This window comes from Arthrobacter terricola (genome assembly GCF_004354015.1).
Classification (GTDB): Bacteria; Actinomycetota; Actinomycetes; order Actinomycetales; family Micrococcaceae; genus Arthrobacter; species Arthrobacter terricola.
The window spans coordinates 144,411-155,642 of the sequence record NZ_SMRU01000012.1; the positions used below are offsets into that span (position 1 = coordinate 144,411).

The 11,232-nt window shown below is 65.6% G+C and carries 9 protein-coding genes; 4 read left to right on the forward strand and 5 right to left on the reverse strand.

Features of this window, described 5'->3' with window-relative positions; translation table 11 throughout:
- Positions 1-77 precede the first annotated feature (77 nt).
- Positions 78-812 carry an IclR family transcriptional regulator gene (locus E1809_RS11960; RefSeq protein WP_133204468.1) on the forward strand — a complete coding sequence of 245 codons (735 nt, stop codon included), beginning with the start codon at positions 78-80 and terminating at the stop codon, positions 810-812.
- 3 nt (positions 813-815) lie between these two features.
- Here the strand turns inward: E1809_RS11960 and E1809_RS11965 are convergent, their stop codons facing one another.
- The 4 genes from E1809_RS11965 to E1809_RS11980 all read right to left on the reverse strand — a co-directional run bounded on the left by E1809_RS11965 (position 816) and on the right by E1809_RS11980 (position 7,691).
- Positions 816-2,273 (reverse strand): MFS transporter, encoded by a 1,458-nt coding sequence (locus tag E1809_RS11965; RefSeq protein WP_235835558.1) that lies wholly within the window; start codon positions 2,271-2,273, stop codon positions 816-818.
- Between the two features lie 113 nt (positions 2,274-2,386).
- The gene (locus E1809_RS11970) at positions 2,387-5,476 is read right to left on the reverse strand and encodes an AAA family ATPase (protein WP_133204454.1); all 3,090 of its coding nucleotides are present in this window, start codon (positions 5,474-5,476) and stop codon (positions 2,387-2,389) included.
- Positions 5,473-6,648: an exonuclease SbcCD subunit D gene (locus tag E1809_RS11975; protein WP_133204455.1), complete on the reverse strand. Its 1,176-nt coding sequence runs from the start codon at positions 6,646-6,648 to the stop codon at positions 5,473-5,475. The genes E1809_RS11970 and E1809_RS11975 overlap by 4 nt, the downstream gene beginning before the upstream one ends.
- Before the next feature lie 125 nt (positions 6,649-6,773).
- On the reverse strand, positions 6,774-7,691 hold the full coding sequence (locus tag E1809_RS11980) for an MIP/aquaporin family protein (RefSeq protein ID WP_133204456.1): 918 nt from the start codon (positions 7,689-7,691) through the stop codon (positions 6,774-6,776).
- Between the two features lie 266 nt (positions 7,692-7,957).
- Here E1809_RS11980 and E1809_RS11985 point away from each other — a divergent pair, with 266 nt between their 5' ends.
- A complete protein-coding gene (locus E1809_RS11985; protein WP_133204457.1) occupies positions 7,958-9,031 on the forward strand; it encodes an ADP-ribosylglycohydrolase family protein in 1,074 nt (357 codons plus the stop codon).
- A gap of 35 nt (positions 9,032-9,066) precedes the next feature.
- Here the strand turns inward: E1809_RS11985 and E1809_RS11990 are convergent, their stop codons facing one another.
- Positions 9,067-10,071 carry an exonuclease domain-containing protein gene (locus E1809_RS11990; protein ID WP_133204458.1) on the reverse strand — a complete coding sequence of 335 codons (1,005 nt, stop codon included), beginning with the start codon at positions 10,069-10,071 and terminating at the stop codon, positions 9,067-9,069.
- 103 nt (positions 10,072-10,174) lie between these two features.
- Here E1809_RS11990 and E1809_RS11995 point away from each other — a divergent pair, with 103 nt between their 5' ends.
- Together E1809_RS11995 and E1809_RS12000 are read left to right on the forward strand one after the other, a co-directional pair.
- On the forward strand, positions 10,175-10,939 hold the full coding sequence (locus tag E1809_RS11995; protein WP_133204470.1) for a VTT domain-containing protein: 765 nt from the start codon (positions 10,175-10,177) through the stop codon (positions 10,937-10,939).
- A gap of 50 nt (positions 10,940-10,989) precedes the next feature.
- Positions 10,990-11,232 (forward strand): helix-turn-helix domain-containing protein (locus E1809_RS12000; protein WP_133204173.1); only part of this gene is annotated, 243 nt, incomplete at its 3' end.

Sequence of the window (11,232 nt, forward strand, 5' to 3'; positions counted from 1 at the left end):
GCACAGCACAAGACGGCGGTAACCCGCGAAACACCCGGCCGGTTGCAGGATACCGCCAACATAGGATGGAGCCCATGATGTCTCCCAGCGCCACCAAGAAGCCACAGGAAACGACGGCGGCCGCCTCGCCTTCGCAGACCCTCTCCCGTGGAATCCAGGCCCTGGAAATCCTGTCCGCCGCGGAACATCCCTTGACAATCGCCGAACTCGCAGCTGCACTCGGTGTCCACCGCTCCGTTGCCTACCGGATCCTGCGCACCCTGGAAGACCACTCCCTCCTCATCCGTGACGACGGCGGACGTGTCCAGCCCGGACCCGGTTTGGCTGTGTTGGCCCGCGGCGTCTCGCGCGACCTCCAGACCGCGGCCCTCCCCGAACTGACCCAGCTTGCCAACACACTGAACATGACTGCCTTCGTGGCCGTGTGGGACCACCAGGACTGCGTCACCCTCGTGACCGTTGAACCGCGCCATTCCCCCGCGACCTTGGCACAGCATCCGGGAACACGCCACCCCGTGAATACAGGGGCTCCTGGAATTGCCATACAGTCCACCATGAGCGAAGACGAGTGGGCTGACCGCGTGCCGGGGATTCCGTACCGGCACGAGGCGCTCGAAGCGCGACGACTCGGCTACGCGGCGAGCCACGACGAAGTCATCGCAGGCTTGTCTTCCCTCGCCGCCCCGATCATGGTTCCGGGCGGCAGGCCTGCTGCCATCGCCGTCGTCTACATCCGCCGCGAACAGGACCAGGCCGCCGTCGGGGAGGCCCTGGCCGCGAGCGCTGCCCGGATCGAGTCCCAGCTCGCCTAGGGGCTATCCCTTCTTGCGTCCCAGGATGAGTCCCGCCACGATCCCGAGGACAAGGAGCGAAGCCGACGCGGCACACGACACCGCAAAGGCGGCGGCAGGTCCCTGGGCTTGCGCCAACTGCCCGGCGAGATAAGCGCCCAACGCAGTTCCGGCAACGATTCCGCTCGCGAGCGCCGTCATGACGGTAGCGAGACGACCGTCCGGAGCCACTATTCCCCCGATGGTGAAGACCGTCACCATAACGGGACCCACAGGAATTCCGAGTACCAGGAGCACGCCGACCATGGGCCAGATCCCGGACGGCAGGAACAACAACAGCGAGGACGCCGTCATCAGTGCCGCGGCTGCCACCCAGCGGGCGGCGAACCCGAAACGCCGGGGCCAGTAGGCCACCGACAATGCCGCCACGGCGGAGCTGAGACCGACAACGGAATACATCAGTCCCGCGATTTCCGCTGTGGCGAACTGCGCTGAGAATGCGCTCAAAGCGTTCTGCGTAGCACCGAAAAACGTTCCCATGCACACCATGGCAAGAACCGGAACAGCCACCTTCGCCAGTGCCCGCGAGCGGACGCCCGGCTTGGTTTCACCCTGGACATGCTCGACGGCGGCCGTCGCCTTTCGCTGGTGCGGCACCACTGCGAGGTGGGAGGGATGGACCGCGAACGCGGGAACGAGCGTGGCCGTGAGTGCTGCTGCGAGCGCGAGCGGCAACCACGGGGCAACGAGGCTGGCGAGGAGACCGACCAGGGCCGGCCCGAGGACGAAGGTGATCTCGTCAGCCGTTCCTTCGTAGGACAGGGCTGTATCCAGGTCTGCCCGGCTTCCGGCAACGCTGTGTGCCGCCGGACCAAGCGGACCCGGCGCTGCACGTCCGGCGTCGTTCCCGGGTCCAGCAGAACCGTTTCGGGTGAGGTTTCGGGTAGTGAGCCCCATCCAACGGACCCTCGCCATCGGCCCCACCTGTGGACAGCTCGAGCCCGCCAGGAACGCTGCGACGAGCACGGCGATCGGATCTGTTGGCTCATCGAACCCAGGGGTCAGGTAGGCCGCCAGCAAAAGTGCCACAACCATCGCGGTATTGACCACGGCGGCAACGAGGAGGATGGACCGTTGCCCCAGCCGGTCGGCCAGCGAACCGAGGATGGGTGCACCTACGGCCGACCCGATTCCGACAGCTCCGGCGGCCATGCCGCCAATAGCGTAGGAATGGCTGACGGCGGTCACGAGGGTCAGGGTGCCAACGGTCAGCATGGCGAGGGGAAGCCTGGCGAAAAGGCCCAACGGCAAGAAGCCGCTACCGGCAAGTTCAGGAAGCCTCGCGAAGCGGCCTGGCAGGCGCGAACGACGCGATGCGGCGGGAGCGCCGTGAATGGCAGCGGCAGGATCAACGGTTGACTGAAGATCGTGTGCGTGTGTCAACGCGGAAGTGGCCGCGGCGTTTTGTGGAGTCGTGTTCATCTTTCCAGGCTCGCTGAAGGGTGCGCATCGTCCCTCCTCCCGATGCGCGCGACCCGGTATAACCCTCCAAGCTTAGCCGATAGCCCGCTTTGGGAGGTTCGGGCCCGACGTTCCTAGGCGGCCAACGCTGCTGCGTCGACTATGCGCACTGTGGATCCGTTCCGGCCTTTGAGGACCTGCAGTTGACTGGTGATCCGCTGCTTCATGTCGGCCACGTGGCTGACGAGTCCGACTACCCTGCCACCGTCACGCAAGCCCTCGAGGGCATCCATCACTTGTTCGAGGGACTGTTCGTCGAGGCTGCCGAATCCCTCGTCCACAAACAGGGTTTCGATGTCCACGCCGCCGGCTTCCTGTTGGACCACATCGGCGAGCCCCAATGCCAGCGAGAGCGAAGCCATGAACGATTCGCCGCCGGACAAGGTAGCGGTGTCCCGCCGCTGGCCGGTCCACTCATCCACCACTTCCAAGCCAAGCCCGGATTTCGCGCCCCTTGCCGCCTTGGCATCCGTGTGCTGAAGCGTGTAGCGGCCGTCGCTCATGGCGACGAGCCGTTCAGACGCGGCAGCCGCGACCTGCTCGAGGCGGGCAGCCAGGACGTAGCTGTTGAGGCTCATCTTGTAGCCGTTGTTGCCCGCCCCGCGCGCGGTGTCGGCCAGGTCCGTGAGCATCCGTGCACGTTCGCGGGGTTCGCGTCCCGCGGCCGCTGCATCGAGGTATTGCCCGCGGATCATCGCAAGGCTCGCCACGGTCCTGGTGGCAAGGCCTGCCGCAAGCGCAAGCCGGCGCGCCGTTTCCTCCGCTTGCCCTGTTTCGCTTTCGAGGGCGGCGAGTTCTGCCGGGCCAAGGGGCAGCTCCCCGTTCCCGGCTTCCTTGGCGGCGAGGACAAGGTCTTCCGATTCGAACAGCTCCGCGAGCCGGGCGGCTTCGGTCTCCACATCCCGGATGGCATTCTCCAGCGAGACGGCTTTCTTGTCCTCAAGGATTTCGCCCCGGACAGTCTCTGCGTCTTCAAATCCGTTGACCGAAAGGGCACGGCTCAGCGCTGCGGACGCATCCTCCGAGGATTCGCGGGCGCTATCCACCTGCCGGTCTGCGGCGACGGCGGCTTGGAGCAAATCCCGTTGGCGTGCCAGGGAGTCGATCCTTCCCCGCAAATTGGGGAAGTCCGCGCGAAGTCCGGAAAGCAGGGCTTCGAGGGATTCTTGTTGTTCCCTGAGCAGCCGCATGGCCGAGTCTGCCTGGGCGGCAGCCTTGTCCTCCCGGTCCTGCTCTTCTTCCAACTCCACAATCCGGGTTGCCACCAAGGCAAGTTCGCCCTTGCAGCGTGCGTGCCTTTCAACGGCGGACCGGGTGGACGCCAATGCTTCCCGCGCCGCGGCTTCCACGTCCGCTGCCACCTTCGGATCGACGCCTCCGCCTTGGCCGGCGAGAACCGCAACTTCCTGCTCGGCAGCGGCGAGTTCGCCCGCTGCCTGGAGGAGCTCGTGTTCACTCTGCTCATAACGCTCGTGCGCGGCCTTTTCGGCGAGAGCGAGGGCTGCGGGTCCGGCAGGCGCAGGGGCCGGGTGGTCCTCGCTCCCGCACACCATGCACGCTTCGCCGTCCCGCAACTTCGCCGCTAGCTCGGCTGCTGCGTTCACCAAACGGGCTTCGCGCAGGTCAAGCCACTCCTGGCGAAGGTCCTGCGAAAGCGCACGGGCGAGCGCGTGATCCTTCCCGGCGGCAGAGCGGGAGTCGATCGCGGCCGCATGGCGGGCCACCAGGGCGACAGTGTTTTGCGCGGCAGCGAGTTCGCCTTCGCGCAGCGGCAAGTTCCGTGCAGCCTCCTCGAGGAGTTCGCGTTCTCCCTCCAAGGCCACGCCCTCGGTGCGCAGCCCTTCCAACGCGACGGTCCTGGCCTTTCGGGCCACGTCCCGCCGCTCGGCGGCGGCTTGGAGGTCACGAAGCCGTTTGGCGATGTCCTCAAGCTGGCCTTCGTCCGCGATCCGGGCTTCCAGGACAGCCATGGTTTCCTGGATTCCCGCCAAGGCTACAGCAGGCTGCTCCGGGGCCAAGCCCGTCCCACGAAGGTTCGCCGACGCGAGTTCAGCCTTCGATTCCGCAGCCCGCAAAGCGCTGGATGCACGGTCCGCGGCTTCCAACTGCCCGCCGAGGACGGCCGCTTTCCGATGCCGGCCAAGGCGATCCCGGAGTTCCTCGACGTCGGCCGCACGCGCGGTGAGCGCCTCACGCCGGCGAGTGGCGGCGTCGAGCCTGGAATGCCGTTGGACGCGTTCGCGGGCGGAGGCGAGTTCGTCAGCAAGCCGAAGCCGCACGACGTCGGCAGCAGTGGAATCTTCCTCCCGCTCCGCAGACGCAGCGCGCGCCTGCTCCCCCAGCTCCTCAAGTCGCGCTTCCGGTGTAGCTTCGGCGGGGACGGGTTCCCGGGCACCAGTGGCATCACTTTCCGGGTGCTGGTTGTCCGTGTGTTGGTTCGCAGTATCCGGGCTCGCAAAATCCCGGCCATGGGCGCCGGCGTCAATGCCCAGTTGCGCGAACTCCGATTCCGCACGCTGGAACAGCACTTGAAGTGCCGAGCGTTGTTCCTCCACCTCGGCACGGGCAGCATTGGCCTGAAGCGCCAGTTGCCGCTCAATGGCTTCGAAGCGCTGCGTTCCGAAGAGCTTCTGGAGCAAGTCAAGCCGGTCCGAGGCCTTCGAGCGCAAAAAGGCGGCGAAGTCCCCTTGCGGGAGCATGACTACGCGGGTGAATTGCTCCCTGTCCATCCCGAGGAGGTCCGTTATTTCCGCCCCGGCTTCATCGTTGCGTGAGGTCTTGTCTTCCCATGAACCATTCACGCGTTCACGAAGCAGTGTTTTCGCCTGCTGTGTAGTGAAGCCGTTGCGTCCGCGGGCACTGGGACGCTCCCAGGCCGGCGAACGTGTCACTTCGAAACGCCTCCCGCGGGCCGAGAATTCGCATACGACCCTAGGCTCGGCAGCCGGGGCCGCGTGGTCGCTGCGAAGCCGCTTGCCGTCTTGGCGCGCGCCCGGCACGGAGCCGTACAAAGCGAAACAGATGGCGTCGAGCACACTGGTTTTACCCGCACCGGTGGCACCGTTCAGGAGGAAAAGCCCTTGCGCTCCCAAGTGGTCGAAGTCGATCCGCTGTTCATCGGCAAAAGGGCCAAAAGCCGCGATCTCAAGGCGATGGATCCTCACAACTCCGCCCCTTCCAATCGCACCGCTTCCAACGCCGTGAGCAGCGCCTGTTGCTCCGACTCGTCTGCGGGTCTTCCCCGGACGTGGTCCAGGAAGCCGCAACACACACCGAGGTCGTCTTCAGCTTCGGAGATCCTGGCGCTGTAGCTGGCTTTGGATTTTCCGTCCGTGCCCTCGGGGTCGAAGCTGAGGACAATCGTGTCAGGAAAACGGACACGAACCTGTTCCATGGCCTGGGCCGGCCGCACCGGGTCGGTGAGGGTGACTTGGCAATACGCTGATTCAGCCCACGCGTGTTCGGTGGACTCCAGGAGCTCGGCGAGCTTTCCGCGAAGGACCGCAAGCTCACGCGGCGCCTGCCACAGGACCTCTTCGATGTTCCCGACGCCGCCGGGGCCAACCTCGACCAGCCAAGCGCCCTTCCGGTGCTTGGATTCGGAAAACGAGTATGCCAGCGGCGATCCCGAATACCGAACGTGGCCGGCCAATTCCTGGCGCCCGTGCAAGTGGCCCAAGGCCGTGTACCCAAAGCCGTCAAACAGGTCCAGGGGCACCGCTCCCAAGCCGCCGATGCTCACATCGCGTTCACTGTCCGAGGTGATGCCCCCGCTCGCGAAGGTGTGGGCAAGCACCACCGAATGGACGGGACCGGTTTCCTTTCGCCGGGAAAGATCCTCGCGGATCAGGCGCACAGCGGCCTGTGTTACCTCAAAATGACTCGCTGCCTCGACGCCGAGTTTGTCCGCGACGAGCCGCGGTTCAAGGTACGGAATGCCGTAGACCGCGAGCATGGCCGTTTCCCCGGCTTCGCCTTCAAGCGGAAAGAGCACCGGAGAATCAAGATCCTCCACGCGGGTCCGCAGATGCACTCCCCCGCGTTCAAGCAATCGCGAAGCGAAGCCGAGCCGGATCGCGGAATCGTGGTTACCGCTGGTCAGGACCACCTTGGCGCCGGCATCGGTGATCCTCACCAAAGCATCATCGAGAAGCTTCACGACGTCCAACGCCGGGAGGGCGCGATCGTAGACATCACCGGCAATCAACACGACGTCCACCGAACGTTCGCGGACGAATGCCACCAACTGCTCGATGAAGTCGCGTTGGGCGTCCAGCATCCCGACCCCGTGGAACGAGCGGCCGAGATGCCAATCCGATGTGTGTAGAAGCTTCATATTTTCACGCTAACGGGAGCCACCGACATTATTGGCACGGCGCGGCGGCATGGGCCGCAACTATCCCTAGCTGTCCTTTCCGGGACCCGGAACAGCGCTCGTATCCTATGGATGCACGTCCGGCGTCAGCGACGCTTGCCGTCGAAGAAGTCGCGGGCAGGATCCGCTTCAGGCTCCGGTGCGGGCTCGACAGGCGGTACCGAAGCGTCGCTGATGCCCTCGGCACCAACGCCGGTTTCGTCGTCGGGCACTTCTTCGTCGTCGGCCGCTTCGTCGGCAACGTCGGTATCACCGTTCCCGGACTCCACGATGCGCGCCGGCTCGCCGAAAACCCGGAAAAGCAAGCCCACAATCGCGGCACCAACCAACGGTCCCACCCAGAAGAGCCACAGCTCCCCGGCCGCCCAGCTCGAACTGAAGATTGCGGACGCAGTGGCGCGGGCCGGGTTGAAGGCGAGGTTGCCCGTGGACTGGCCGAGCTGCATGAGCACGGCAACGGTCAGGCCCACCGCAATCGGCGCGGTAACTCTTGCGGGATTACGACGGGCAGTGGCGCTGAGGAAGACCGTCACCAGGAGGGCCGAGCCCAGAACCTCCACCAAGGCCACGCCCCAGAAAGCGACCTGGAAGCTGGAATGCGTGCCGAAACCGGAAGTCGCGGTGTCAAAGACTGTGCGGCTGTCGGTGATCCCGGGCACGGAACGCACGACGGCGTAGATCGCCAGGGCACCCGCCAACGCCCCGATGACCTGGGCCACCAAGTAGGCGCCGCCGTCGGCGAGCTTGAGGCGGCCGGCGATTACATGGCCGACGGTGACCGCCGGATTGAAGTGGCCGCCGGACACATAGCCGAATGCGAGCATGGCCGCCGCAACGGCAAGGCCGCTGGCAAGGGGCGCCGGGACGGGAACGGCCTGGGGGTTGATGAAGATCAGGACACCTAGGCCGATGACCACAAGGAACAGCGTCCCCAATGCTTCAGCGCAGGCTCGGGCAATGAGCCCGGTTCCGCGGGAGGAGGAATTGGGCGCAGTGGTGGTCATATCGAAAGTTCCCCTAAATCGAAGTTGAGTCGGGCGTTCGCGGAGGCGCGTTCCACGGCATGGCGCGGCGTTGTTGGCGCAGGTGCTGCCTTGAAGCATCCTGTCAGCCGAGTCTGGACACTTCCTGTATCTGAGCCTAGCCGCCCAATGCGATTGCGGCGACCGCGGAGCAACCAGGCGCAATGATGGACAGCGCGCTTGCCAGCATCGATACCGCGGATCGCCACGTTGAGGAGAGGCGAACGGCCCACGGTAGATTTACCACTATGAGTGCTGAACCGTCCCCCGCCGTGCCGTCGTTCGAGTCCCGCATCCACGGCACCCTGTTGGGGGGCGCCTTGGGCGATTCGCTCGGCTACGCGGTCGAGTTCGACGACGTCGCCGCCATCCGTTCGCGCTACGGCGCCGCCGGGCTCACTTCCTTTCAACAGCTCGACGGCGGCAGCCACTTTTCGGACGACACCCAGATGACGCTGTATACCGTGGACGGCCTCGTGGAGGCCCTCGAATGGGCAAACGACGGCGTGGCCGCCGACGAGACCGCGTGCCTGTGGCTTGCCTACTTGCGATGGCTCGGGACCCAAGGTGTCGCCCTCCCGGCCTCCGCTCCCATCCCGCAACCACGGTGGATTGACCGCCACGAAGTCCTCAAGCACGCCCGGCATCCCGGAAAAGCCTGCCTCAGCGGACTCAGGACCGGCGAGATGGGCACCCTTGCGCGCCCCGTCAATCCGGACTCCAAGGGCTGCGGCACGGTGATGCGCTCCGCCCCGTTCGGGCTGGTCCCGCATATTTCCGAGGCAGCCGTCTACAAACTCAGCACGGACGGCGCAGCCTTGACCCACGGCCACCCTTCGGCCAGGCAGAGCGCGGGCGCCTTCAGCCTCCTGATCCACAAAGTGGCCGCGGGTTCGAAGGTACGGACGGCAGCCGAACACGCGCTCGACGTCGTGGGGGCCTTGCCGGACGCTGCCCCGGAACTCCCGCAGCGTTTGCGCGCCGCCCTCGAATTGTCGGCGTCGGGATCGCTACTCAGCCCGGAGGAACTCACGGCCCGGCTCGGTGAGGGTTGGGTGGCCGAGGAGGCACTCGCCGTCGGGCTCTACGCGGTTTTGGCGACGGCCGACGCGCACGGAGATCCGGCGGACCATTTCCGCAGCGCAGTCGCGGTGGCTGTGAACCACAGCGGCGACAGCGATTCCACGGGGTCGATTGCGGGCAACATCCTTGGGGCCTTCTACGGCGAAGCCGGTTTGCCTTCCGAATGGCTTGATCACCTTGAGGGGCAGGACGTCATCCGGGGAATGGCCCAGCGGCTGGTCGCAGTCACTCTCGGATAGCCGCTGCCGCGCGTAGTCTCTGCCGCGCGGTCGTCCTAGTTTCCGCCGACCATCTGGAGGAATTCGCCCTCGGACAGCACTTCGATCTGCTGGCCGCGGCTATGGAGTTCGAGGACCCGTTTGGCCTTGCCCGTGAGGCGGCCCGTGCGAAGATCGCCCGCCACGAAACCATCGCCTACCACGAGGACGGTGGTCCTTCCCGTGACGCGGCTTTCCGGCCGCGCGCCCATTTCCGCTGCCCGTTGTTTCGCATCGGGGCGGGCAATGCCGAGCTCGCCCGTGAACACGACTGTCTGGCCGAACAACGGGTGGCTCGGCTCCGCAGCGAGGTTGGGCTCCGGATTCGAGCCCTCTTCGGGCCAACTGCTCCAGCTCCGGCCGCCGTTGCCCGCTGCGGACGACTGAGTGCGCCGGGTCCCGACTGCTGCGAGCGCGGCGAGCGTTTGCTTCGACAACGCTTCGCCGGGACGGAATGCCGGCTGCACCGGCAAGGACAAGCCGAGCGACAAATAGAGTTCGGCGATGCTGTTGGCGTTGTTGCGTCGCGCGATATCCACCAGGATGCCGGCGCACGCCCTCGCGTCCTCCGTGGCGTCGTGGTGGTTCACCAGCGGCACACCCGCCTCTTCGGCGGCGTAAGGCAAGGAGTTGGACACCAGGGAGTAGCAGCGCCTGGACAGCATCACGGTACAGACGTACTCGTACGCCGGACCGGGGAGTCCGGACACTTCCAGGCCGGAACGGATGACGCCGAGGTCGAATGCGGCGTTGTGGGCCGCCACGATGTCTTCTCCGATGAACGCACCGATTTCCGGGAAAACCTCTGCGAAACGCGGGGCTTCCGCGACGTCCTCGGCCCTGATGCCATGGATCCGGGTGTTGTGGAAGTCGAAGTGGTCATGGTTTTCCGGAGGCCTCATGAGCCACGAGGCTTCTTCCACCACCACTCCGCCACGGACCTTGGTCAACCCGACCGAACACGGCGAGCCCCTGAAGCCGTTCGCAGTTTCGAAGTCGATCGCCGTAAAGTCCAATGCCACCCGTCAAGGTTACAGGCGCCCCGGCCCCGCCCGGCGCTCCGCCGCGCGACGCCCCTGCCCGACGGCGGATGTCCCGTACCCTTGAAGAGTGACCCTTTCTGCGATAAACGACTTTGCCGTATCCGCTTTGGGGGGCGCAGGACCGGTGCAACCGCATATGTCCGCGCTCCTCCCCTCTTGGCTGGACCCTAAGATCTTTTTGTCCGACCCCGCACTGGCCCCTTGGGTGGTCTTGCTCGTGTGCGGCATCGTGTTCGCGGAGACGGGGCTGCTGGTGGGATTCTTCCTGCCGGGCGACTCCATGCTTTTCACCGCCGGATTGCTCGTGGCCACGGACACCATCAAGTTCAATATCTGGGCACTCGCGGCCCTCATTGTCGTTTCGGCCATCATCGGCAACCAGTCGGGATACTTCATCGGGGCCAAGGCAGGCCCTGCCCTCTTCAACAAGCCCGATTCCAAGCTGTTCAAGCGCGAAAACGTGGAAAGCGCCCATGCCTTCTTCGAAAAGCACGGCGGCAAGGCCCTGATCCTGGCCCGCTTCGTGCCGATCATCCGGACGTTCGTCCCGGTGATTGTGGGCGTCGCCCAAATGGACAAGCGCAAATTCTTCCTTTTCAACGTCATCGGAGCCGTGCTGTGGGGCGGCGGAGTCACACTGCTCGGCTTCGTCCTGGGCGACCGCGTCCCGTGGGTCAAGGACAACCTGGACATCATTTTCGTCGTGATCGTCCTGGTCTCCGTGATCCCGGTGGCCGTCGAGGTCATCCGTGGGGTCCTGGCGAAGCGGAAGGCCTCGGGCGATGATGCGAGCCCCGAGCCCGGGTTCGTCGAGGAACAGGAAGCCGGCAAACGCGGCCAGCACTAGTGTCGCGTGTCGTTAATAGCTAGACGTTTGGGTGTTTGGGAGGATTGGTTATGGCCAATCGTCCTGCTGCTGCCCTGGGTCTTCGTGATGGTGATTTTGAGGCGTTGAATCGTCTGTCCAGGTCCTCGGCGGGACGGGCGGGACTCGCCCAGCGGGCGCGGATCGTGCTGCTGGCCGCGGAGGGGCTGTCGAACACCGTGATCGCCGAGCGTGTCGGGGCGACACGGACGACGGTCATAGGGTGGCGCAGCCGGTACGAGTCCGCAGGGATTGCCGGGCTGCATGATCAGGAC

Coding starts and splice junctions, on each gene's coding strand:
- E1809_RS11960 (WP_133204468.1), top strand. CDS start 78: ATGTCTCCCAGCGCCACCAAGAAGCCACAGGAAACGACGGCGGCCGCC.
- E1809_RS11965 (WP_235835558.1), bottom strand. CDS start 2,273: ATGAACACGACTCCACAAAACGCCGCGGCCACTTCCGCGTTGACACAC.
- E1809_RS11975 (WP_133204455.1), bottom strand. CDS start 6,648: ATGAAGCTTCTACACACATCGGATTGGCATCTCGGCCGCTCGTTCCAC.
- E1809_RS11980 (WP_133204456.1), bottom strand. CDS start 7,691: ATGACCACCACTGCGCCCAATTCCTCCTCCCGCGGAACCGGGCTCATT.
- E1809_RS11985 (WP_133204457.1), top strand. CDS start 7,958: ATGAGTGCTGAACCGTCCCCCGCCGTGCCGTCGTTCGAGTCCCGCATC.